Here is a 23,714-nt window from a genome sequence, read left to right as displayed (position 1 = left end):
CTCAGGACGAGATGGTGCTGCGCGCGGTCGGTGCGCACCAGGGCGCGCTGGCTTCCCGTGATCTCAAGACCCGCTGTGCGGAGGGTCTGGAGCACAGTGCGGACACCTGGGCAGCGCGTAAGCGGGACCTGACGAAGGAGTCGTCGTCGCGGATCGCCGGGGCCATCACCAAGGCCACCCACGATCAGTGGGCGCTGGCGCGCCGTTGCCAGGCGGCGCACATCCGGAAGCTGGCGGCCGGGATCAAGACGTTGCGGCACCGTTTGTCCCTCCCGATCGGGGAGAAGGGCACCAAGCGTGCGGCGGGCGGTTACCGGTCGAAGAACGAGTGGTTCCGCAAGTCCCGCCGCCTCGCGATGCTGGAGGCGCGGCACACTGCGGCTGTCGCCGACTGGCAGGCCGGACGGGTGCGGGTGGTACGGGGCGGTAAACGTCTCCTGAACACCCGCCACCACCTCACCGAGGCCCGGCTCACCGAGGAGCAGTGGCGGGAGCGGTGGGAGGCGGGACGGTTCGTCGCTGCTGATGGTGAGTCGGGGAAGCGGTTCGGGAACGAGACGATCCGCGTCACCCCGGACGGCGAGGTCAGCATCAAACTGCCTGCCCCGCTCGCGCACCTGGCCAACGCCCGACACGGCCGGTACGTCCTCACTGCTCGTATCGCGTTCGCGCACCGGGGCCAGGAGTGGGCCGACCGCATCGAAGCGAACCGGGCCGTCGCCTACCGCATCCACCTCGACGTGGACCGGGGCCGCTGGTACCTCACCGCATCCTGGCAACGCCCCGTCATCCAGACCATCCCGCTGGAGACCGCCCACGCCCGGGGCATGATCGGCGTCGACACCAACGCCGACCACTTCGCCGCCTACCACCTCGACCGGCACGGCAACCCCGTCGGAGACCCGCACCGCTTCGGCTATGACCTGTCCGGCACCGCCGATCACCGCGACGCACAGATCCGCCACGCCCTGACCCGGTTGATCAACTGGGCGGTGCGGGTCGGTGTCGCCGCGCTCGGCATCGAAGACCTCGACTTCACCGCCGAAAAAACCCGGGAGAAGCACGGCCGCCGCAAGCGGTTCAGACAGCTCATCTCCGGCATGCCCACCGGCAAGCTCAAGGCCCGGCTGGTATCGATGGCCGCTGAACAGGGTCTTGCGGTCGTTGCGGTCGATCCCGCCTACACCAGCCTGTGGGGTGCCCGGCACTGGCAGAAACCGCTGGCCACCCCGCACCGCACCCTGTCCCGTCACGATGCCGCGGGCATCGCGATCGGACGACGCGCCCTCGGACACCCGGTCCGGGATGGGGTATCCCCTGCTCGAACGGAGTTGAGAGCTTGGGGAAGGACGGCACCGCCCCCACACGACCGGAGTGATCGTGCGGGGCATCGGACCGTCAAGGCCGGACCAGGCGCCCGGGGGCGTGAGGGAACCCGCCCACCCGCAACGGACCGGCCCCCTGGAGGGCCGTCGCCGAGCGGGAAGCGAAAGCGGGAACCCAGTGCATCCAACGCCGTTCGGGATGCGCCCAGTACGCAGCAGTGGGTCCAAGACTCACTCATGCGCACTGGTTAGGAACGGTGTGATGGTTGACGATGACCCGGTCGTCGGCCGGATCTCCGTACACCATGGCTCCGTGCCGGCCGTTGCCGCCGAGGAAGGCGTCCTCCCAGCGGCCCGCGGGGCGTGGCTCCCACGTGCCGTCGCGGCCCGGGGCGTCGGCCGTCGTACCGGCGGCAGTCACAGGGTTGCGCCGCGTAGTACGGCCACGCCGTAACGGCCCAGCTGCACCGTGCCGTTGACCGTCGCGCCGGTCAGCAGATCCACCTGCGCACCAGGTACCGGTACGGTGACGCTGCCCCGGCCGTGGTGCAGCAGGAACAGCAGATCGCCGCGGCGGACCGCCTCCACACCCTCGGGCAGCCCGGCCAGCACCGGGCCCGCCCCCGCCTCGGCCGCCACCCGGCCGAGCAGAGCGCGCAGCGCCTCCGGTTCGGGCAGCGTCGATACGTAGTACGCGCGGTCGTTGCGCACCACGGCGGGCAGCCCGTCGAGCTCGCCGCCCCGGTACACGGAGACGACCTCCGCACCCGGATCCGCTTCCAGCTCCTCCGACCAGACCGAGGCCCGGAAGCCGTCGCACTCCACCGTGGTGTCCGCGTCGAGCGGCCACCACTCGTGGAGCGTACGGATGCCGCACAGCTCACGCAGCCGCACGTCCATGCCGCCCGGCCTGATCCGGTCGTCCGCGTCGGCGATCCCGCTGAAGAAACCACAGACCAGTGTCCCGCCGCCCCGTACATAGGCGACGAGGTTGTCGATCGCGGTATCCGTCAGCAGATACAGCTGGGGTACGGCCACCATCCGGAACCGGCTCAAGTCGGCCTCCGGACGGGCGAATTCGGTGGCGATGCCGGACTCCCACAGGGCCCGGTGCCAGCTCTGCACGATCTCCGTGTAGTCGAGGAGCCTGGACGGCCGGCCCTCCTGGGCGCCCGCCCACCAGGAGTCCCAGTCGTGCAGGATCGCCACCTCGGCGGGTACCCCCGCACCGCTCACCGCCGCCCCGATCGTGGACAGTTCGGCGCCGAGCTGCTTGACCTCCAGGAACGTGCGGCCGTGCTCGCCCGCGTGCGTGACCATCCCGGAGTGGAACTTCTCCGCGCCCTGGCGGGACTGCCGCCACTGGAAGTAGCAGACGGCATCGGCGCCGCGTGCCACCGACTGGAGCGACCAGAGCCGATTGAGACCGGCCGGCTTGGGGTGATTGACGCCCCGCCAGTTCACCGGCCCCGCCGCCTGTTCCATCAGCATCCACGGTCCGGCGGCCTGGGAACGCGTCATGTCGGCAAGCATCGCGTTGTACTGGGCGCCCTGCGGGTCCTTCGGGTCCGGATAGATGTCGACGGAGACGATGTCCTCCTGCGCCGACCACGCCCAGGCGTCCTGCCCCGACCACAACGGCATGAAGTTGGTGGTCACCGGGATGTGAGGGGTGTGCCGGGCGACGATGTCGCGTTCGGCCACGTAGCACTCCATCAGGGCGTCGGACGTGAACCGCTTGAAGTCCAGCACCTGCGTCGGATTCTTCATGTACTGCGCCTTGCGCGGGGGCAGGATCTGCTCCCAGGTGTCGTAGCGCTGGCTCCAGAAGGCCGTTCCCCAGGCCTCGTTGAGCGCCTCGACGGTGCCGTAGCGGCCGCGCAGCCACCGGCGGAAGTGCGCGGCCGTTTCGTCGCACCAGCAGTGCGTGCAGTACTCGTTGTTGATGTGCCACACGGTCAGCGCCGGATGGCCGGCGTACCGCGCCGCCAGATCCTCGGTGAGGGACGCCGCGTAACGCCGGTAGACCGGCGAACTCGCGCAGAACTGCTGCCGCGATCCGTACCAGACGACCGAGCCGTCCTCGGCGCGCGGCATTGTCTCCGGGTGCTCCGCCCCCATCCACGGGGGCGGAGACGCGGTCGGTGTGGCGAGCACGACCCCGATGCCATGGGTGTGCATCAGATCCATCAGGCGGTCCAGCCAGCCGAATTCCCGTGCGCCTGGACGTGGTTCGATCTTCGCCCAGGAGAACACCCCGAGGGTGACGGAATTGACGCCGGCGTCCTTCATCAGCCGTACGTCGTCCTCCCACACCTCCTCGGGCCATTGCTCGGGGTTGTAGTCGCCGCCGAAGAGGATGCGGCCACGGGCTGCGTCGCGCAGGGACGGCATGGACTTCTCGTTCCTCATTCCGGGTCTGCGTACTGGATGCCGCGGCCGTTGGTGCCCAGGTAGACACGGCCGTGGATGCGGGGGTCGCCGGTGATCACTTCGCCGGTCCAGCCCCACTGGTGGCTGTCGTCGTTGATCCGGACCCAGGTGGCGCCGGCATCGTCCGAGCGCAGCACCGCCACCCCGTCGAAGGTGGCCGAGACCCGTCCGGTCTGGAAGACCGCCGGGTAGGAGGCGCGGGCCCGGCGGCCGGGCTTGCTGGGGCCGGCCGGCGCGGCCGCGCCGAAGCCCAGTGCGTGCGAGGCCTGGCAGCCCGCCACGGCGGTGAACGTCAGTCCGCCGTCCGTGGACCGCAGCAGTCCGTTGTCCTTGGCCGACAGCCACAGGTCACCGCTGCGGCCGGGTGCGGCAGCAAGCTTGAACTGGACGTCACCCAAGGGCAGCCCGGTCGCACCTTGAGTGAAGGTGGCCCCGGAGTCGGTGGAGCGGAAGACCGCCCCGGTGTCCGTGTCGTACACATAGAAGCGCGTCGGGTCGAGCGGATCGGCCAGCGGTGTGCCGCCCTTGGGGAAGGTGGCCACCTCGGTCCAGGTCGCGCCGTTGTCCGTGGAGCGGTGCGCCGGGTACTTTGTGCCGTCCCAGTGGATGAACGACCAGAGCAGAGTCGCCCCGTCCGCCCCGACCGCGACCGGCCCCGGCGCCGCGGCCGCGATCTCCGGCTGGGCGGCGAAGGGCTGCCAGCTGCTGCCGCCGTCCTCGGAGTACGCCCCGGCCGCTCCCGAGCCGGACGGCCAGCCCGTGCGTACGACATAGGACGGTTCGAGCGCGGCCAGTGCCAGACCGGTGGCGGTACCGAAGACCGGGTTCGATGCCATGCCGCGCGACGGGGATGCGGTCAGCGACTCGTGGTACATCACGCCGATGTCGCCCAGCCCGCTGAGCAGTCGAGCACCCCCTGTCGGCGGCGCGATCAGGAACTTCACCGCGGACTCCTCCAGACCGCGGATCTGCGGCGCCCAGTGGACGAGATCGCGGGTCCCGAAAACCGTGGCGCCCGTGCCGAACACGATGTGCTGCGAGTCGTACGGATCGACGGCCAGGGCCTGGATCCACCAGCCGAACTTGGCCGCGTCCCCGCCCCAGCGCAGATACGGCGTCTCCGACACATCGAGGACCGCCGTGTCCTTCAGCGACGTCCAGGTGGCGCCGCCGTCGGTGGACCGGAACAGGGTGTCGATCTGCGCCCACCGGTTGTTGGTGGTGACGACCACCGTGCCGGCCCGACCGGCATCGACGGCGACCCCGCCGTATCCGAAGCCGTCCCCGGAGCCGGAGTCCGGCGCCACCGGAGTGACATCCGTCCAGCTGTCCGTCACCGTGTCGAGGCGGTGCACCGAGCCGTCGGACTGCCCGTTGGGACCGGGCGTGTCCGCGTAAGTGACGTACAAGGCCTGGGTGTTGGTGTCGTATGCCGCCCGGATCGGTACCTTCGACGCCGCGACGCCGCCGGACGGCTGACCGGGCACCGCCTCCCAGCCGCCGGAAGCGCTCGTACGGTAAAGGGGCGTACCGCCGTCGCCCCAGCCCGCGTACACCGCCCGGCCCGCGGCGACGAGGAACATGATGCCCTGACCGTTCGCCGACGGCGTGGCGGGGAAGGAGGCCGACGCCCAGGTGGCACCCCGGTCCGTGGAGCGCAGCAGCCCGTCATGGCGGGTGCCGAGCCAGAGCTGCTCACTGTCGCGCGGGTCGACGAGCAGCCGCTCACCGGCGCCCCGGCCGTCCTCGTTCGCCCCGAGCCGCACCGTCAGATCCGTACGGGCCCAGGTCGCTCCCCGGTCCTCGGACCGCAGCACCGCACCCGGTCCGGCCCACGACTGGGCATACGTGCCGAGCGCGAGGTACAGCCGGTCGGGGTGGGCCCGATCGACGGCCAGGGCCTCGACACCCAGCAGATTCCAGTCGTCCCAGCCCAGCTGGTCGGTGAGCGCGGTCCAGCGGGACGCCGTGTCGTCCCAGCGGTAGGCGCCGCCGATGTCGGTACGGGCATAGGCCAGTCCCTCGACGGACGGGTGGAACAGCAGCCCGGTGACGAAGCCCGTGCCGCCGATCGCCGCCGTGCGCCAGCGGTGGGCCTCGGCTCCCCGCACCCCATGGGGCGCGCGCCGGCTCGCGGCATGGGCGGCGGCGGGCGCCGCGACCGGCAGCGCGGCGGCCGCAGCCGCGACAGCTGCTCCCGCCAGCACGGTGCGACGACTGGGCGTGGGCGCGGACGAAGCGCGCATGGCGAACACCTTCCGGTGGAGGAAAGGAGCGGGAAAGAACCGGGGAAGCGGTGGGGGTCGAAGCGTGTGGTGCGCGTCAGCCCTTCACAGCGCCGGTGAGCATGCCCTTCTGGAAGTGCTTCTGGACGAAAGGCGACAGCACCGTGACCGGGATCAGCGCCAGCACCATGACCGCCATCTGCACGGCGAGACTGTTGATCGCCCCGCTGCTGACCGCCGCGCCCATGGCGCCGGGCGGCACCTGGTGCTGGAGGACGAGCTGACGCAGGATCATCTGGAGCGGGTATTTCTCGCTGTCCTGGATGTAGAGCATCGCGTTGAACCACTGGCTCCAGTAGCCGACCGCGTAGAACAGCGAGATCACGGCGATCACCGCTCGGGACAGCGGCATGACGATCTGCAGCAGGATCCGCCACTCGCCCGCGCCGTCGATCCGCGCCGCGTCGATCAGTTCGGGCGCGGTGTCCATGAAGAAGCCGCGCAGCACCAGGATGTTGAAGACGCTGATCGCGCTGGGCAGGATCATCGACCAGTAGCTGTTGCTCAGTCCGATGCCGGTGACCAGCAGATAGGTGGGGATGAGCCCGGCGCCGAAGAACATCGTCGCCATCAGCGTCATCAGCAGCTTGCTGTGCGCGAAGGAGTCGCGCCGGCTCAGCCCGTACGCGCAGAGCACCGAGATCACCATGCTGAACGCCGTACCGACGACGGTCAGGCCGACGCTGACCAGGGCGGCCCGGGTGACGGCGCCGCCGCTGAGCAGTTCCTTGTACGCGACGAAGGTGACGGTCCTCGGCCAGACGACCAGACCTCCTGCGTTGTTGATCGTCTTCGTGTCGGAGAGGCTGGTGACGACCACCACCCACAGCGGTACGAGCACGATCGCGCAGATCGCGACGAGACCGAAGCCCTTGAAGGCGAGACCTGCCTTGGTGGGCTCCTCCTCCCACACGGGGCGGGGCTCGATCCGCAGTGCGCGCTGGAGCGGTGACTCCTTGGGTGCCGGGGAGGGCTGCTCCGTCCGGCTGTTGTCCTTGTCCGTATCCAGGAGAGTCGTCATTTCTTGGAGTACACCCCCTGCTCGCCCAGCATGTGGGCGACCTTGTTCGCACCCAGCACCATCGCGACGCTGAACAGTCCCTTGAAGATTCCGGCGGCGGCCGCGTAGCCGAAGTCGCCGGTCTTGATGCCCGTCCACCAGATGTAGGTGTCGAGGATTTCGGAGGCGCCCGGACCGACCTGGTCGCGCTGGAGCAGGATCTGTTCGAAGTCGAGGTTGAGCGCACTGCCGACCCGGAGGACCAGCAGCAGCGCGATGACCGGACGCAGCGCGGGCAGCGTGACGTGCCACATGCGGCGCCAGCGCCCGGCACCGTCGACGGCCGCCGCCTCGTACAGATCGGTGTTGACGGCGGCGAGCGCGGCGAGGAAGACGATCACGCCCCAACCGGCGTCCTTCCACACGGCCTGTGCGGTGACCAGGAACTTGAAGAAGCTCGCATTGGTCATCAGGTCGAAGCCCTCATGGCCGTGTTCGCGCAGCCACTGCGCGACCAGGCCGGCCCCGCCGAACATCTGCTGGAAGACCGTGACGACGAGCACCCAGGAGAAGAAGTGCGGCAGATAGACGACGGCCTGCACCCAGGCCCGTACCCGCGCACTCATGATTGTGTTGAGCAGCAGGGCGATGGCGATCGGGATGGGGAAGAAGAGGAGCAGCTGGGTCAGGAAGATGACCAGTGTGTTGATGAGGACTTGCCAGAAACGGTAGTCCTCGAAGATCCGGGTGAAGTTGTCGAAGCCGACGAAGGGGCTGCCGGTGATGCCCAGGTCGTACACGTCGTAGTCCTGGAAGGCCACGATGTTCCCGAGCAGCGGGATGTAGTTGAAGACCAGCAGCAGAGCGATGGCGGGCAGCGTCATCAGGACCAGCGTGCGGTCCCGGCGCAGGCGCAGGCGCCAGGTGATGCCGCCCGCCGCCGGTGGAGTCGTCGCCGCGGCCCGGGGCTTCCTGCTGGTGCCCCCGTCGCCTGCCGTGCTCCTGCTGTCCCCGCTCCTGCTGTGCCCGCTTTCGCCGTCGCCGATCGGGCCCGTCGCCCGGTCGGCCGCGCGGTCCGTTTCGGTCGCAACCGTGGCCCGTGGCTTCACCGTGTGCTCCCCATGTCGTGCTCTCCGCCCTGGCCGCCGGGCGTCCCTGCGCCCGGCGGCCGTCTCGCTGTCGTGCGTACGGGTCCGTGTCCGCCGTACGCGTCAGTTGCCGGAGCCGTTCTTCTCGAGAATGTCCTGGTACCAGGCGCGCAGCTTGTCGCCGCCGCTGTTCTTCCACGTCGTCACCGCGGCGTCGACGTCGCTGACCTTCTTGCGGCCGCGCCGGATGTCCTTCTGCAGGTCGTCGAAGGGCGTGTACAGGGAGGCGTACCGCTGCGGCTCGACGATCTGCATGCCGAAGAAGAGCGGCTTCTTGATGTTCGGGGCCTGCCGGGCCATCCAGCCGGCGTAGTCCTTCACCAGCTGCGGCTCGTCCGGGAAGGCGATGGTGTGCGGGGGTGAGGCGAGGAACAGGAAGGTGGCGGGCTGGGCCTCCTGGATGCCCTGCGGGGTGAAGGTCGGCACCCCGTCCTTGATCGCGTAGTGGGTGTCCTGCACGCCGTAGTTGGTGAGCATGAACTCCTTGGTGCCGTACGGCGCCGCGGCGAAGTCGGCGATACCGAGGAACTCCTCGATCTTCGCCTTCGGCAGCTCCTTGCTGAGGAAGGTGAAGATGCCGGCCGGGTCGTCCTGCCACAGGACCGGCTTTCCGCCGTCCTGGTCGAAGAAGTCCAGCGCCTGCATGTCGAACTTCGGGTTGGCGGTGGCCTGCTCGGTGACCATGCCCTTCCAGCCGCCGGTGCCGTCGTTGTACATCAGGACGCGTCCGCCGGTGAAGCGGATCTTGGAGTCGGCGTCCTTGCCTGCCTCGGCGTCCGGGTGGACGTAACCACCGTCGTGGAGCTTGCGGGCGAAGGCGAGCGCCTCGCGGTACTCCTGCGTCTCGATCTTGTGGACGAGCTTGCCGTTCTCCAGCTTCCAGTAGTGCGGGGCGTCCGGCAGCAGCCCGAAGATCTTCTGGATGCAGGTCCACAGGTCGTCGAAGGCCCAGACCTTCTTCTTCGCGTCCGTGTACTCCTTGCCGAAGGCCAGCAGGTCGGCGGCGCTGCCCGGGACGGCTCCGGAGCCGATCAGGTCCTTGCGGTAGAAGATCGCATTGCCGATGACGGGCGACGGCATGGGCAGACCGCGGAGCTTGCCGCCGAAGACGGAGTACTGCCAGGCGCCGGTCGGGATGTTCGCCAGGTTCGGGTACTTCTTGATCGCGTCACCGGCCAGGTACGGGCTCAGGTCGGCGAACTTGGCGGTGATCGCGTTGCGGATCTGGCCCTGCATGTTCCAGCCGGGGATGGTCACGACGTCCGGGATGTCGGAGCCGGCGAGGACCGCGCCGATCTTGTCCTGGTACGTGTTGCCGTCCTGCGGGTCGAAGTTCAGCGTCGCGCCGACCGCCTTGTTCACGGCCGTGTAGTACGGGTTGTTCTTCTTCGGGACAGTGCCCCACAGCGGAGTCATGATCCGGAACGCGGAACCCTTGCCCGGTGCGGACTTCACCGAGGTGACCAGCGGGTCGGGCAGCTCGGTGAAACCGGGGCTCGAACCGTTGACGCTCGCCACGTCCGGCTGGACCAGGTTCGACGGGACGTAGTTCGGCAGGATCTTCGTGAGCGCCTTGCCCGTCGTCGTACCTTCCTTGCTCCCGGAACCGGAACCGCCGCCGCAGGCGGCGAGCAGCGGCACCCCGCCGGCCACGGCGACCGCGGCCACAGCGCTCGAAGCGAGGAAGCTCCGTCGGCTCGGGGCGGTGGAGGCGGGGGAGGAATTCGGCGTCATTGCGTCAACCCTTCGAGGCGCACCAGGACGACACACGGCGGGCGACCGCCGTTCGGCTCCTGTGTCTGAGGTGGGGCGTTATTGGCTGAGCCGGATGGGCCGGTGGAACCGGACGGACCGGTGCAACCGGCTGAACCGGCCGACGTGAAGCGGTTCAACAAGGAGGTGACACGGTGGCAGAACGTGTCACCGTCCCAGGAGATCAAGGAAGTTGCGGGCGCCGGGCGCCCTCATCGAAGTTCTGTCGAAGCGCTTCGATGTTGCAGCGAGATTAAGTGAAGGGTCCCGGAGGCACAAGAGTTCGTTTCCAGATTCCTCCGACGTGTTTCCCAACCGTTTCCCGGCGCGATCGAGCCCGGTTGATCGTGAATGGCGAGGGTGCACCCTTGACACCCGCAGGGTTCGACGCCGAGCATCGAAGCGCTTCGAAGGATCTTCCGATGCCTGGACGAATCCTCCGTGGCCTCGGACCTCGCAAAACCTCCCACCTCTCCAAGGGGATCCGCACGTGACGGAACAACCGCAGCCCTTCCGCGACCCGCAACTGCCCTTCGCCCGGCGCATCGACGATCTGCTTCAGCGGCTCACTCTCGACGAGCGGATCGCGATGCTGCACCAGTTCGCGCCCGCGGTGGACCGGCTCGGGATCGGCGCCTTCCGCACCGGTCAGGAGGGACTGCACGGCGTGGCCTGGATGGGCCCCGCGACCGTCTTCCCCCAGGCCGTCGGGCTGGGCGCCACCTGGAACGACGACCTGGTGCGCCGGGTCGGCGAGGCAGTCGGCAACGAGGTCCGGGCCAAGCGGGCCAAGGACGACCGGGTCGGCCTCAACGTCTGGGCCCCCACCGTGAATCTGCTGCGCCATCCGCTGTGGGGGCGCGGCGAGGAGGGGTACGCGGAGGACGCCGCCCTGACCTCCGCCATTGCCGTCGCATACACCCGGGGACTGCGCGGCGACCACCCGCGCTACTGGCGCACCGCCCCGGTACTGAAGCACTGGCTCGCCCACAACAACGAGACCGACCGGGACATCTCCTCCTCGTCGGTCCGCCCGAGGGTGCTGCACGAGTACGACCTCCGGGCGTTCCGTGACGCCGTGCGTGCGGGTGCGGTGGCCGGCGTCATGCCCGCCTACAACCTGGTCAACGGGCGGCCCAACCATGTCTCGCCGCTCCTGTCCCAGCAGCTGAGGGGCTGGACCGGGCAGTCGCTCGTGGTCTGCTCCGACGCCGGGGCGCCGTCCAACCTGGTTGACTCCGAGCACTACTTCGACAGCCACGAAGAGGCCACGGCCGCCGCGCTGAAGGCCGGAGTCGACAGCTTCACCGACCACGGCCAGGACTCCACCGTCATGACTGGCCGCATCCGCCGCGCACTGGAGCAGGGCCTCCTCGACGAGACCGACATCGACACCGCCGTCCGCCGCCTGCTCGAACTGCGCTACTCGCTGGGCGAGTTCGACCCCGAGCTCGACCCGTACGCGGGCACCACCGACTTCGACACGGCCGAGCACCGGGCGCTCGCCCAGGAGGCCGCCGAACAGTCCGTCGTCCTGCTGAAGAACGACGGACTGCTGCCGCTCGACCCTGGGGCGCCCGGGACGATCGCGGTCGTCGGCCTGCTCGCCGACGCCTGCAAGCTCGACTGGTACAGCGGCACGCTGATCCACCGGTCCACCCCGCTCGACGGGCTGCGGGCCCGGTTCGGCGCGGACCGGATCACCTTCGCGGAGGGCGCCGACCTGGTCCGCCTGAAGTGCGCGGCGGGCTGGCTGCGGATCCCCGATGCCGACGACAGCACCGGCACCGGCCGCGGTGCGGAAGGCGCCCTCGACCCGGCACTCCTCGCCGGCCGCACCGACCTTCCCCCGCTGACGTGCGGGGACACCCCCTCCGAGCTGGCGCTCGTCAACTGGGGCAACGGTGTGCTCACCCTGCGGGACCCGGACGGCCGCTATCTGTCGGTCGCCGAGGACGGTTACGTGCGCGCGTCCGCGGACGAACCCGGCGGCTGAATCGTCCAGGAGACATTCCGCTGGGAGGAGGTGGAAGGTCACGCCGGGGGGAACCGCCTTGTGCACATCGGAACGGGTGGGTACGTCTCCGTTGCCGCCGACGGCGTAAAGGTTGCCGCGGTGGACGAAAAAATTTCCGGCCCCGCCGGAACGGGCGCCACCGTCTTCGAGATCGAGGTCGTCGAGCGCGGCGAGGACGCCGTAGCCCGTGCGGCCACCGCAGCCGACACCGTGATCGTCGTCGTCGGCAACGACCCGCACATCAACGGCCGCGAGACCGAGGACCGCACCACCCTCGACCTGCCCGCCCACCAGGAACGCCTGTGGCGCGCCGCGCACGCCGCGAACCCGCGCACCGTTCTGGCGGTCACCTCCGCCTACCCGTACGCGCTCACCGACGCCGCGGCCGTACTCCCCGCCCTGCTCTGGACCGCGCACGGCGGCCAGGCGGCCGGGACCGCGCTCGCCCGGATCCTGTCCGGCGACGTCTCCCCGGCGGGCCGGCTCCCGCAGACCTGGTACACCTCCGACGCGGAGCTGCCCGGCCTGCTCGACTACGACATCATCGGTTCACGGCAGACGTATCTCTACTACGAGGGCACGCCGCTCTACCCGTTCGGCCACGGACTGTCGTACACCGCGTTCACCTACTCCGGGCTGGCGGCCGAGCACGACGGCGACCTGCTGCGGGTGTCGGTGACCGTCACCAACACGGGCACCGTCGCCGCCGACGAGGTCGCCCAGCTCTACGTACGAGCCCTGGCGCCGTCCGTCGTCCGGCCCCTGCGTCAGCTCGTCGGCCATCGGCGACTGCACCTCGCGCCGGGCGCCGGGCAGCGCATCGACTTGGCGGTCCCGGTCACCGAACTCGGCCACTGGGACGTGGCGCACAGCCGCTGGACCGTCGAACCCGGGGCGTACGAAGTCCGGGCCGGAGCCTCCGCCGCGGACATCAGGCTCACCGCCGTCGTCACAGTCGACGGCGAACCGTCCGGCCCCCGCCCCGTCCTGCTCCGCGGCCTCGAAGCGGCGGACTACGACGAGCAGCTCGCCACCGAGATCGTCGACCGCACGAAGACGGACGGCGACGCCGTCACCGCCACCGCCCCCGGCAACGAACTTCTGTTCCGCCGCTGCGACTTCGCGGCCGGAACCCGAACCGTCGCCGTGTCCGCGGCGGGGGAGGGCTCCGTGGAGATCACGGTCGACGGCCGCACGACAGCCATCGACATCCCCGCCACCGACGGCCCCTACGACTACCGCAGCCACGAGACGCCGCTGAGCGCCTCCGGCGTCCGGGACGTGCGGGTAGCGCTGCGGGGCTCGGTGCGGCTGGCCCGCATCGCATTCACGGGAGCCACCGAGTGACCCCGCCCAACCCATGTCCTGGCCTTCACCTCCCTCCAGTTGCCCCCGGCAAGGAATCCTCATGAAGTTCACCGACGGCTTCTGGCTCATGCGAGAGGGCGTCCGCGCCTGCTACGCGACCGAGATCCGCGGCCTTCGGGTCGACGCCGACCAGTTCACCGCCTACGCCTCGGTCAAGCACGTCCACCAGCGCGGCGACACCCTCAACACCCCGCTCATCACCGTCGACTGCTTCTCCCCGGCCGAAGGGATCATCGGCGTACGCACCACCCATCACGCCGGCAAGGTCAACCATGGACCGGACTTCGAGTTCCCCGGACTCGACACCGCTGCTGCCGCCGCCCGCACCCGCCGGGACGGCGCGGTCACCGAACTGACCAGCGGCCCGCTGACGTTGCGGATGGACGGCGACGGACCGTGGGGCATGACGTTCCTCGACGCCGAGGGCCGCCGCCTGACGGGTGTGGACAGCAAGGGCACCGCCTTCGCCACCACCCCTGACGGTGCACACCACATGATCGCCCAACTCGCTCTGGACGTCGGGGAGAACGTCTACGGACTCGGCGAGCGCTTCACCCCGTACGTCAAGAACGGCCAGACCGTCGACATCTGGCAGGCGGACGGCGGCACCAGCAGCGACCAGGCCTACAAGAACATCCCGTTCTACCTCTCCTCGCGCGGCTACGGCGTCTTCGTCAACCACCCCGGCAAGGTGTCCTTCGAGATCGGCTCCGAGTCGGTCGGCCAGGTGCAGTTCAGCGTCGAGGACCAGTCGCTGGAGTACTACATCGTCGCCGGCCCGACGCCGAAGGACATCCTCGCCCGCTACACCGCCCTCACCGGCCGGCCCGCGCTGCCCCCGGCCTGGTCGTTCGGCCTCTGGCTGACCACCTCTTTCTGCACGTCGTACGACGAGGAGACCGTCACCTCGTTCGTCGACGGCATGGCGGAGCGGGACATCCCGCTGTCGGTCTTCCACTTCGACTGCTTCTGGATGCGCGAATACCAGTGGTCGGACTTCCAGTGGGACCCGGACGTCTTCCCCGACCCGGTGGGCATGCTGGCCAGGCTCAAGGAGCGCGGCCTGCGCATCAGCATGTGGATCAACCCGTACATCGCCCAGAAGTCACCGCTCTTCGCGGAGGGCGCCGAGCACGGCTATCTGGTGCGCCGTCCCGGCGGCGACATCTGGCAGTGGGACCTGTGGCAGCCCGGCATGGCGCTCGTCGACTTCACCAACCCGGCCGCCCGCGAGTGGTACAACGCCAAACTGCGGGTCCTCCTCGATCAGGGCGTCGACTGTTTCAAGACGGACTTCGGCGAGCGGGTGCCGACGGATGTCGTCTGGCACGACGGCTCCGACCCGGAGCGGATGCACAACTACTACGCGCAGATCTACAACCGCACCGTCTTCGAACTGCTGGAGAAGGAGCGTGGGCACGGCGAAGCGGTACTCTTCGCCCGTTCGGCGACGGCGGGCGGCCAGCAGTTCCCGGTCCACTGGGGCGGCGACTGCTTCGCCTCGTTCACCGCGATGGCGGAGTCGCTGCGCGGTGGTCTCTCCCTGTCGTTGTCCGGTTTCGGCTTCTGGAGCCATGACATCGGCGGCTTCGAGGGCACGCCCGACCCCGCGGTCTTCAAGCGGTGGCTCGCCTTCGGCCTGCTCTCCTCGCACAGCCGACTGCACGGCAACGTGTCGTACCGCGTGCCGTGGGCGTTCGGCGACGAGGCCGTGGACGTGACCCGGAAGTTCACCCTCCTCAAGCACCGCCTCATGCCGTACCTGTACGGGGTGGCGGCCGAGGCCCACCGCACGGGCATCCCGATGATGCGCCCGATGCTGCTGGAGTTCCCCGCCGACCCGACCACCCGGATGCTGGACCGCCAGTACATGCTCGGCCCGGACCTGCTGGTGGCCCCCGTCTTCACGGAGGACGGCCAGGTCGAGTACTACGTCCCCGAGGGCACCTGGACCCACCTCCTGACCGGCGAAACGGTCACCGGACCGGTCTGGCGCCACGAGACGCACGGCTTCGACAGCCTCCCCCTCCTGGTCCGCCCCGGCGCGGTACTCCCGTGGGGCGCGGACGACCGGCGCCCGGACGGCGACTGGCTCGAAGGACTGACGCTGCGGGCGTTCGGCCCGGCGCCCTCGACGACCGAGACGGTGGTCACGGTGGTGGACCTGACGGGCGCCGCCGCGGCCGCCTTCCGGGTCGCACGCGACAGCGCCTCGGGCTCGACACGGGTCACGGCCGACGGGACGGACCGTCCGTACCGCGTGATCGTGGAGGAGACCGGGGCGACGGGGCAGGGAGCGGGGACGGTGGAGGTGGCGGCGATCTGAGGGGCTGCGCCGGCACCCGCACGGATGTGCCCTCACCCCGCACTACGGCGGTGAGGGCGCACCGCCCCTAGCCCAGGGCGTCCGCCAGCGCCGAGGAGGCGGCCGCCGCCGACCTGTGCCAGAACGTGGTGATCGGCTCCCAGACGTGGATCCCGTGCGGCAGGCCCACGGCGGCCGCGCCGAAGGTGACCCCGTAGTGCGAGGGATCGGCCGCCACACTCAGGGTGCCGACGACATGCCCCTCGGTACTGGCCGGGTCCGCAGTGCGGAGGGCGGCGTACGCCCGCTCGCCGCGGGAGAGGGTGTACGGGCCGCTCTCGCCGGGCGGCACGGTCTGGGCGGAGCCGTCGAGCCCGGCAAAGGTGATCGTCGGGATCCTGTCCACGACACAGCTGCGCCCGCCGTGGTTGGTGACGCTGATGCGCACCACGTTCTGCCCGCCACCGGGCGCGGCCTTCACGCTGAGGACCTTCTCCTGACACGTACCGAGCCGGGCGACCTCTGCGGAGTGCGCGGTGCCGACCGTGGCCGAAGCGCCGGTGGCGGCCAGCACCACGGCCGTCGCCGCGGCGGCCGGGACGGCGATTGCGGAGGTCAGAGTGGGGCGGAGACGCATGGTGTAGCTCCCGGTTGCTCGGCGGCCTGAGATCGCGGCAGGGGTGGCCGGTGTCCCCGCGAAGGTCTGGTGCGCACGGACCAGATCAGTATCTGCCGTCCGGTTGCGACCTGCCCGCTGTGAGGGCTGCGAACCCTCGAAGGGAGCAGCCCGGGGGCAGGCAGGCTCGGCCCGCACCCGCAGGCCGAGCCTGCAAGCCGAGCCCGCTATCCGCACCCGCGCACGCGCGCAGGCCGGCCCCTGCGTTGCGCGAACCGGCCGATGCACCGTGATCACGGCCCGTCGAAAAGGGCGTGGCAGGTTCGAGACGGTGCCCGTACCGTCACCCGGTGTGCTTCTGTGCCATGACTTCCTGCACAGTGCACCAGGCGTGCGTGCCGTGCCCGAAGTGCGCCCGCCCACTCGTACGCGCCGGCGACGCGCCCGGTGGCGCAGCGTCGCGCGGACGGTTCGTCACCGAGTGAACCGCGGCAGCCACTTCGCCTGGTAGTCGGGGTGCCCGGCGTCCTCCGCGGCCATCTGCCGTACGACGAAGCCCAGTCCCACCGCGCGGCCGGAGGCGAAGTCGTGGCGGGGGCGGTCGGCGTCCAGGGCGGCGACCTCTTCGTACTCGTCCAACAGGACCCTGCTCGTCTCGATGCGGCGGAGGGTGCGCGCGGGATCCTGCAGGGCGATGTGATCGTCGTAACCATGTGTCCGGAGGCTGAACGCGATGGCGCCGGTCCGGTCATGGACCTCGCCCGGCGTCTCGGCCGGGCACCGCCAACTCTCGCCGCCGGCCGCTCGCGCGCCCAGTTCCTCCTCGGCCAGGCGCGCCCGTACAAAGGCCACCATCTCGGAGTTGTCAGTCATCGGGTTCCGCATCCTCCGCCGTCCGGTGCGGCCCCGCGCCGGCGTGCTCACTCGCCGGGTCCGGGGCCGGACTTACTTGTTCAGCACGAGGATGCCGTACGGCGGAAGGCGACTGCACATCGCGCCCGCGACCGTTCCGCCATACGGACACGCTCCTGCGGCGGACTACCGCGCCCGTACCGTCGCCCGCACTTCCCGGTCCGGCTGGAGTGTCAGCGTGGGTACGGGGTTGACGTCGCCCGGGGCCACCTCCAGTTCGAACCGGCGCGCCAGCACCGCCAGGATCAACACCGCCTCGACCATCGCGAACCGCGTACCGAGGCAGACGCGGGGGCCGCCGCCGAACGGGAACCAGGCGTACTCCGCGATGTCGTCGCCGCTCTCGGCGTCCCAGCGTTCCGGACGGAACTCCTCCGGCTCCGGGAACCACCGCTCGTCGCGGTGCGTCGCCCACTGGCTCGTCCACACCCTGGTGCCCTTCGGCATGTCCACACCGCCGATCCGCGCCCCCTCCTTGGCCACCCCGGTCACCAGCCAGATCGTCGGGTACAGCCGCAGCGTCTCCTTGACCACGGCCTGGGTGTACGTCAGCCGCGCGTAGTCGTCGAACTCCGGCTCCCGGTCGCCGAGCACCCTGTCCAGCTCCTCGGTGAGCGCGGCGCGCGCCTGCGGATTGCGGGACAGCAGGTACCACGCCCAGACCAGTGTGGAGCTGGTGGTCTCGTGCCCGCCGATGTACAGGGTGACGGTCTCGTCGCGGATCTCCTCGTCCGTGAGCTGCGCGCCGTTCTCGTCCACCGCGGTCAGCAGCCGGCTCAGCAGGTCGGGGCGCTCGCCGTCCCCGTCGCGGTGCCGGGCGACGACCCGGCCCACCTCGGCGTCGATGACCGCGGCGGCCTTCTTGATCCTGGCCCGGCCCGGCGTCGGCACCCAGTCGGGGAGCAGCGCGCCGATGCCGCTGAACTCCTTGCCGATCTCCTGCTGGGCGACATCCATGGCCCGGCCCATTGCCTCGGCGTCCGCCGGGGTGTCCACCCCGAAGATGGTGCGGACGGCGATCTTCTGCGTCAGCGCGGCCATCTCGCGCTTGATGTCGATGCGTTCACCGCCGGACCAGGTGTCCGCCAGTTCCACCGTGCTGCCCGCCATCGTCGCCGCGTACGACCGCACCTGCTTCGGCCGTACGGACGGCTGCACCAGCGACCGCTTCCGCCGCCATTCCGGACCGCGCGCCACCACCACACCGTTGCCCATCACGGTCCGGAACGCGATGCCCAGCGCCGGCTGGTCGAAGGTGCGCTCCGTCTCGGTGAGAAGTTCGCCTATGCACTCCGGATCGGCTATGAACACACAGGGGTGGGGGCCGAAGCGCCAGCTGACCATGTCCCCGTACCCGCGCAGCCGCTCGAAGAACGCCAGTGGATTCTTCCCGAACTGCGGCAGATTACCGAGAAACGGCAGCCCCTTGGGGCCCGGTACGGGCACGTGGCCGCGCGACTCGGCATCGACGGCCGGGCCGGTCTCCGTGGACATGAAAGGTCTCCGCTCCCTGGTGGCGTACCCGGATCCGGTACGCGGCGACATGGTCGGACTCCACGCGCGGCCGACGGGCCGGATGACCCATCTGCCTTGCGGAGTACGTGAGTTGTCGAGGGTATCCGTGCCGCGTTACGGGAGTGTGGTCGGGCGTGCCGTGCTCGTCCTTGCGCCGGGACGCCCGACGCGGACTTCGCCGGCTGTCGTCCGGCGCGCATGATGAGGAGCGTCCCGCCCGAGCCGGCCTCCGGAGCATGTGATGGCGTCGCGCAGTCTTCCGAAGGCGTACCTCGACCCCACGTTCCGCGCCCATCTCCTCGGTGGATTCCGTCATGTCGGCGCCTGTCGCGCCACGGCGCCCCCGCCCCGGAAATGAGGGGCGGGGGCGCCGTGGAGGAGGCCGGAGTGCGGCCGAAGGGCGGTCAGACGCCCGGCGGGACCCGGGACGGGCGGCCGTTGCCGCGGGTCAGGGAGTAGCCGAACACGGCCGCGAGCGCACCGAGTACGCCACCGGCGACGGTCCAGATCCAGCGGTCGGTCCACCAGCCGGAGGCCCAGTCGTCGTCCGGCTCGCTGCCGAGCGACACCCGGGTCGTGGACTCGTCGCCCGCGGAAGCGTCGTCCGACGTCTGCCGCACGGAGGACGCCCCGGGCACCAGCGGCTCGCTCAGCGCGCCGTCGACGTCGTGGGCGCCACCCTTGTCGGCCGCCGTCACCTCGACCTCGGTCCGCACCGGCTGGCCGAGGTCGGCCGACGGCAGATCGACGACCGTGAGGCGTACGTAGTAGCTGCCCGGCAGCGGGTCGTCGGCCCACGGCTCGGACCAGGCACGGACGGTCCGCAGGACGCAGGAGAGTTCGACCGTCGATGCGTCCGCGGCCGCCTTCCCGGTCTGGTGGCCGTACATGCATGCCTGCCGGCGCCGCAGCCCGTCGTACACATCGATCTGCCAGGTCGACACACCGTGCCGGGTGGCGCTCTCGGGCAGGGTGACCGTCGCCTTGACGGTGGCCCGCTGGCCCGCGTCGGCCGGGAACACCCAGTACAGGTAGTCACCCGTGGACGCCCCGGCGGTGGCGCGCTGGTTCTGCTGGATCGCCGTGGCGGTACGGAACGTGGTGCCCGCCTCGGTGGGACCCGTACTGCCGTCGGACGCGCCCGTGCTCGGGCTCGCCGACGGGTCGTCGGCCGCGGCCGCCCCCGCCGATGTCAGCAGGGCGAACCCGGCCAGCAGCGCACCCGCGAGTACTCGTCTTGTACGCACCATCAGTTGGTCCTCCATACGGCGATGCGCCAGCGCGAGATCCAGCCGAAGAGCAGACCCGCGATCAGTCCGGTGAGGACGAGTACGCCCAGCAGCCACCAGCCGCGGCCGAGACCGAACGCGGCGGCATCGGCCGCGTCGTCCGGCGCGTCCACCACGTCGACGGTCAGCTCGACCGGCATGCCCGGCGAGGTCTTCACGGAGGCGGGGGCCGAGAAGGAGTTGCTGAGCTGGAGGCAGACGGTCTCCGCGGCCGGCTGATTCTCGCCGTCCGTGTCGTCCTGCTCGGGCTTGGGGTAGCGCAGACCGGACGAGATCGCGTCGGTGCGACCGGTGCCGGACTCCGAGCCTCTGACGATCTCGCGGCCGTGCACGGTGACGGCACGCAGCAGCACGCCGTAGTCGTTGTTGACGGCGCGGTCCGCCGACACGCTCACCGAGGCGCGCAGCTCCTGACCCGGCAGCACATCCACCCGGTACCAGCGGTGTTCGCCGAGCTTCTCGCGGTCGGTGTAGAGACCGGCCTTGAGCTGCGGGGCGGCGGAGCAGGTGTCCGCGCCCTCGGTCGCCACCGGGGTGACGACGGGCTCGGCCGCCCGGTCCACCAACTGGGTGACACGGTCGGAGAGTTCATCGGTGTGCTGGACGGCCGTGTACGTCCCGCCGGTCGCCTCGGCGATGCAGGTGAGCTGCTGGCGGATCTTCGCGTTCGGCACCAGGCCCAGTGTGTCGATGACGAGGTGGATGCCGCGGGCCGCGATGTCGCGTGCCACCTCGCACGGGTCGAGCGGGCCGCAGGTGTCCTCGCCGTCGCTGATCAGCACGATCCGGCGGGTGGAGTCGCCGCCTTCGAGGTCGTCGGCTGCGCCCAGCAGGGCGGGGCCGATCGGGGTCCAGCCGGTGGGAGCCAAGGTCGCGACCGCGGTCTTCGCCTCGGTGCGGTCGAGCGGGCCGACCGGGTAGAGCTGCTTGGTGTCCTTGCAGCCGACCTTCCGGTCGTCGCCCGGATAGTCGGCGCCGAGGGTCCGGATACCGAGCTGCACCTGCTCGGGCACCGCGTCCAGGACCTCGTTGAACGCCTGCTTCGCCGCGCTCATCCGGGACTGGCCGTCGATGTCACGGGCCCGCATGGAACCGCTGACGTCGAGGACCAGCTCGACCTTGGGGGAGGCTTTGGCGGGGGCTTCATCGGCCGCGGCGGGGAGTGCCGTGCCGAGCCCGGCGGTCAGGGTGGCAAGCAGGATGCCCACCCCGACCGTCAGCCTTCTTCTTATGATCATCGCCGGATACTAGTGAAGATCACACGGCATCCCCAAACCGGCAATCGAGCCCGTCCGGCGATTGCGGGCAAAAGCGCCGCCGAGGGCTGCGCAAACCCGGCGAACGCGCGCGGGCGCCCCGCTACTTGCCCCCGCCCAGCAGCGGCTCCGCGGCCCGCTCCAGGACCGAGCCGACCCGCTGCCAGGTCTCCAGGTCCCTTTCGACGGGCGGCAGTTGGATGTCCTCACCGGTGTCCCAGGCGGTGGCGATCGCGACCGGGTCCTGTCCGGTGGCTGCCGCCTGGGCGAGTGCGGCCGCGCCCAGCGCCACCAGTTCGCCGCTGCCGGGCACGATGACGGGCCGTCCGGAGAGCCGTCGTACCGTCTCCACCCAGGTGTGCCCCTGCGCGCCGCCGCCGATCAGGCGCAGCGGCCGGGCGGCGACCTCGGGGTCGGCCGGGTCGAGCCCGCAGGCCCGCAGCAGTTCGTCGAGAGCGCGCAGCACGGTGACGACCGCGCCTTCGTAGGCGGCGCCGAGGAGTTGCTGCGGGGTGGTGTCGTGCCGGAGCCCGGTGAGCAGGCCGGAGGCCATGGGCAGATCGGGGGTGCGTTCGCCGTCGAGATAGGGGAGGAGAACCGCCTCACCGCCGGGTGCCGCGTCGTTGCGGTCCAGGCCGAGCAGGGCGGCGACCTTGTCCACGGCGAGCGTGCAGTTGAGCGTGCAGGCCAGCGGGAGGTACGTACCGTCGGCCGCGGCGAAGCCGGAGAGCGCCGCCGATGCGGGCCGGGTCCCGGAGGCGGCGAAGACCGTGCCCGAGGTGCCGAGGCTGAGTACGGGGTGGTCCAGCAGTCCGGCGCCGCCGAGACCGAGGCCGACCGCGGCGCTCATGTTGTCCCCGGTGCCCGCCGCCACGGCGATCCCGGCCGGCAGGCCCAGCGTCTGTGCCGCTTCGGCGGTCAGCGAACCGGCCCGGGCCGCTCCGGTCGTGGCCACCTCGGGCAGCAACGCGGCGTCGAGGCCGAGCAGTTCGAGAAGCTCGGGGTCGTACGCACCGGTGGCGGTGGAGTACCAGCAGGTGCCCGACGCGTCGCCGGGGTCGGTGACGGCCACGCCCGTCAGCCGTTCGGTGAGGAAGTCGTGCGGGAGGCGGATCGCCGCGGTCGCGGCGGCGGTCTCCGGCTCGTTCTCGCGCAGCCACTGCCACTTCGACGCGGTCATGGAGGCCACCGGAACCGATCCGGTGCGGGCCGTCCAGGCGGCCGCACCGCCCAGTGCGGCGGTGAGGGCGGCGGCCTGCGGGGCGGAGCGGGTGTCGTTCCACAGCAGGGCGGGGCGCAGCGGGCGGCCCGCACGGTCCAGGACGACCAGGCCGTGCTGCTGACCGGCCACCGCGATGCCGGTGACATCCGCGGCGGGTACGCCGGACTCCTTGAGTCCGGCGGCGACGGCGGCGCGCAGCGCCTGCCACCACACCTCGGGGTCGGTCTCGCGGGCCCCTGCCTCGCCCGTGACGACATGCGGGGCACGTCCGACGGCGAGCAGCCGGCCGGTTGCGGCGTCGACGAAGGCCGCCTTGGTGGACTGGGTGGAGCTGTCCACGCCGATGACGACGGTACGCGGCGGCATGGGTTACCTCATTCTCGCGGTGCGGGTGTGCGGGTGTGGATGTACTGGTGTGCGGGTGTGGATGTACTGGTGTGCTGGTGGCACGGGTGCGAACGATTTGATCGTGCTGAAAACAAATTACGCGATCGCGTCCGTCCGGGCCAGGGCCGCTCCTCGATTCCCGGAGGTGAGGGGTGACGAGGGGTTACGGCGCCGAGGGGTGCCGTGCAAGATTAATCATGACGCTGAACAAATAGGGGTTCGACGACCTCGACCGGTTGCGGACCCGACTGCACCGAAGGTGGTCAGACGATGACGGAACGCTTCACGCCCACCCCGGGAGACCGATTCACCTTCGGTCTGTGGACGGTGGGCTGGCAGGGACGCGACCCGTTCGGTGACGCGACCCGCGCGGCGCTCGACCCGGTCGAGTCCGTCCAGCGGCTCGCCGAGCTCGGCGCGTACGGTGTGACCTTCCATGACGACGACCTGATCCCGTTCGGTTCCACGGACACCCAGCGCGAGGGCCTCGTGAAGCGGTTCCGGCAGGCGCTGGACGCGGCCGGTCTCGTCGTGCCCATGGCGACGACGAACCTGTTCACACACCCCGTCTTCAAGGACGGCGGCTTCACTGCCAACGACCGCGACGTCCGCCGGTACGCGCTGCGCAAGGTCATCCGCAACATCGACCTCGCCGTCGAGCTCGGCGCCACCACGTATGTGGCGTGGGGTGGCCGCGAGGGCGCGGAGTCGGGTGGCGCGAAGGACGTGCGGGTGGCCCTGGACCGGATGAAGGAGGCCTTCGACCTGCTCGGTGAGTACGTCGTCGAGCAGGGCTACGACCTCCGGTTCGCGATCGAGCCGAAGCCGAACGAGCCCCGCGGCGACATCCTGCTCCCGACCGTCGGCCACGCCCTCGCGTTCAT

At 70.5% G+C, this 23,714-nt stretch carries 14 protein-coding genes and 2 pseudogenes; 4 read left to right on the top strand and 12 right to left on the bottom strand.

The features are described from left to right. Positions 1 to 1,577: IS200/IS605 family accessory protein TnpB-related protein (locus ABZV38_RS34080; RefSeq protein WP_356332318.1), on the top strand; the 1,577-nt coding region annotated here is incomplete at its 5' end. On the opposite strand, the pseudogene ABZV38_RS34075 reads toward ABZV38_RS34080, so the two are convergent. The 6 genes and pseudogenes from ABZV38_RS34075 to ABZV38_RS34050 all read right to left on the bottom strand — a co-directional run. Further along, a pseudogene (locus ABZV38_RS34075) lies at positions 1,573 to 1,746 on the bottom strand (glycoside hydrolase N-terminal domain-containing protein); the annotation flags it as partial. The gene ABZV38_RS34080 and the pseudogene ABZV38_RS34075 sit on opposite strands and share 5 nt — an antisense overlap. Further along, positions 1,743 to 3,719: a beta-galactosidase gene (locus tag ABZV38_RS34070; protein ID WP_356332320.1), complete on the bottom strand. Its 1,977-nt coding sequence runs from the start codon at positions 3,717 to 3,719 to the stop codon at positions 1,743 to 1,745. The pseudogene ABZV38_RS34075 and the gene ABZV38_RS34070, both read right to left, overlap by 4 nt. Before the next feature lie 14 nt (positions 3,720 to 3,733). Then, entirely contained in the window at positions 3,734 to 6,004 is a 2,271-nt protein-coding gene (locus ABZV38_RS34065; RefSeq protein WP_356332317.1) for a 1,4-beta-glucanase, read from the bottom strand. Between the two features lie 76 nt (positions 6,005 to 6,080). Then, complete coding sequence (locus tag ABZV38_RS34060) at positions 6,081 to 7,064, bottom strand: carbohydrate ABC transporter permease (RefSeq protein ID WP_356332316.1); 984 nt, start codon at positions 7,062 to 7,064, stop codon at positions 6,081 to 6,083. Continuing rightward, a complete protein-coding gene (locus ABZV38_RS34055) occupies positions 7,061 to 8,152 on the bottom strand; it encodes an ABC transporter permease subunit (RefSeq protein ID WP_356332315.1) in 1,092 nt (363 codons plus the stop codon). Before ABZV38_RS34055 ends, ABZV38_RS34060 begins: the two co-directional genes overlap by 4 nt. A 102-nt stretch (positions 8,153 to 8,254) precedes the next feature. Next, positions 8,255 to 9,859, bottom strand: a complete 1,605-nt coding sequence (locus ABZV38_RS34050) for an extracellular solute-binding protein (protein ID WP_356332319.1) — start codon at positions 9,857 to 9,859, stop codon at positions 8,255 to 8,257. 574 nt (positions 9,860 to 10,433) lie between these two features. Between ABZV38_RS34050 and ABZV38_RS34045 the strand changes: the two are divergent. Then, a pseudogene (locus ABZV38_RS34045) lies at positions 10,434 to 13,307 on the top strand (glycoside hydrolase family 3 C-terminal domain-containing protein). 61 nt (positions 13,308 to 13,368) lie between these two features. Next, the gene (gene yicI / locus ABZV38_RS34040) at positions 13,369 to 15,654 is read left to right on the top strand and encodes an alpha-xylosidase (RefSeq protein WP_356332314.1); all 2,286 of its coding nucleotides are present in this window, start codon (positions 13,369 to 13,371) and stop codon (positions 15,652 to 15,654) included. 67 nt (positions 15,655 to 15,721) lie between these two features. Here yicI and ABZV38_RS34035 read toward each other — a convergent pair whose 3' ends face one another. The 6 genes from ABZV38_RS34035 to xylB all read right to left on the bottom strand — a co-directional run bounded on the left by ABZV38_RS34035 (position 15,722) and on the right by xylB (position 22,809). Further along, positions 15,722 to 16,270: a DUF4232 domain-containing protein gene (locus tag ABZV38_RS34035; protein ID WP_356332313.1), complete on the bottom strand. Its 549-nt coding sequence runs from the start codon at positions 16,268 to 16,270 to the stop codon at positions 15,722 to 15,724. A gap of 453 nt (positions 16,271 to 16,723) precedes the next feature. Continuing rightward, on the bottom strand, positions 16,724 to 17,122 hold the full coding sequence (locus ABZV38_RS34030; protein ID WP_356332312.1) for a DUF6221 family protein: 399 nt from the start codon (positions 17,120 to 17,122) through the stop codon (positions 16,724 to 16,726). A 165-nt stretch (positions 17,123 to 17,287) separates the two neighbouring features. Continuing rightward, positions 17,288 to 18,655, bottom strand: a complete 1,368-nt coding sequence (locus ABZV38_RS34025; protein WP_356332311.1) for a cytochrome P450 — start codon at positions 18,653 to 18,655, stop codon at positions 17,288 to 17,290. A gap of 425 nt (positions 18,656 to 19,080) precedes the next feature. Next, positions 19,081 to 19,926: a hypothetical protein gene (locus ABZV38_RS34020; protein ID WP_356332310.1), complete on the bottom strand. Its 846-nt coding sequence runs from the start codon at positions 19,924 to 19,926 to the stop codon at positions 19,081 to 19,083. Further along, complete coding sequence (locus ABZV38_RS34015; protein ID WP_356332309.1) at positions 19,926 to 21,203, bottom strand: VWA domain-containing protein; 1,278 nt, start codon at positions 21,201 to 21,203, stop codon at positions 19,926 to 19,928. Before ABZV38_RS34015 ends, ABZV38_RS34020 begins: the two co-directional genes overlap by 1 nt. 121 nt (positions 21,204 to 21,324) lie before the next feature. Next, the gene (gene xylB, locus ABZV38_RS34010) at positions 21,325 to 22,809 is read right to left on the bottom strand and encodes a xylulokinase (protein ID WP_356332308.1); all 1,485 of its coding nucleotides are present in this window, start codon (positions 22,807 to 22,809) and stop codon (positions 21,325 to 21,327) included. 291 nt (positions 22,810 to 23,100) lie between these two features. On the opposite strand from xylB, the gene ABZV38_RS34005 reads away from it, so the two are divergent. Next, positions 23,101 to 23,714, top strand: a 614-nt coding sequence (locus tag ABZV38_RS34005; RefSeq protein WP_356332306.1) for a TIM barrel protein, incomplete at its 3' end; no start/stop codon positions are given.

The organism is Streptomyces sp. NPDC005181 (assembly GCF_040608395.1).
Classification (GTDB): Bacteria; Actinomycetota; Actinomycetes; order Streptomycetales; family Streptomycetaceae; genus Streptomyces.
Note: the sequence above shows the minus strand (reverse complement) of the source record. Positions and strands in the feature narration are given on the sequence as shown.

Bases quoted from the DNA above. Each gene is read 5' to 3' on its own strand.
- ABZV38_RS34070 (WP_356332320.1), bottom strand. From the start codon at position 3,719: ATGCCGTCCCTGCGCGACGCAGCCCGTGGCCGCATCCTCTTCGGCGGC.
- ABZV38_RS34065 (WP_356332317.1), bottom strand. From the start codon at position 6,004: ATGCGCGCTTCGTCCGCGCCCACGCCCAGTCGTCGCACCGTGCTGGCG.
- ABZV38_RS34060 (WP_356332316.1), bottom strand. From the start codon at position 7,064: ATGACGACTCTCCTGGATACGGACAAGGACAACAGCCGGACGGAGCAG.
- yicI (WP_356332314.1), top strand. From the start codon at position 13,369: ATGAAGTTCACCGACGGCTTCTGGCTCATGCGAGAGGGCGTCCGCGCC.
- ABZV38_RS34035 (WP_356332313.1), bottom strand. From the start codon at position 16,270: ATGCGTCTCCGCCCCACTCTGACCTCCGCAATCGCCGTCCCGGCCGCC.
- ABZV38_RS34030 (WP_356332312.1), bottom strand. From the start codon at position 17,122: ATGACTGACAACTCCGAGATGGTGGCCTTTGTACGGGCGCGCCTGGCC.
- ABZV38_RS34025 (WP_356332311.1), bottom strand. From the start codon at position 18,655: ATGTCCACGGAGACCGGCCCGGCCGTCGATGCCGAGTCGCGCGGCCAC.
- ABZV38_RS34020 (WP_356332310.1), bottom strand. From the start codon at position 19,926: ATGGTGCGTACAAGACGAGTACTCGCGGGTGCGCTGCTGGCCGGGTTC.
- ABZV38_RS34015 (WP_356332309.1), bottom strand. From the start codon at position 21,203: ATGATCATAAGAAGAAGGCTGACGGTCGGGGTGGGCATCCTGCTTGCC.
- xylB (WP_356332308.1), bottom strand. From the start codon at position 22,809: ATGCCGCCGCGTACCGTCGTCATCGGCGTGGACAGCTCCACCCAGTCC.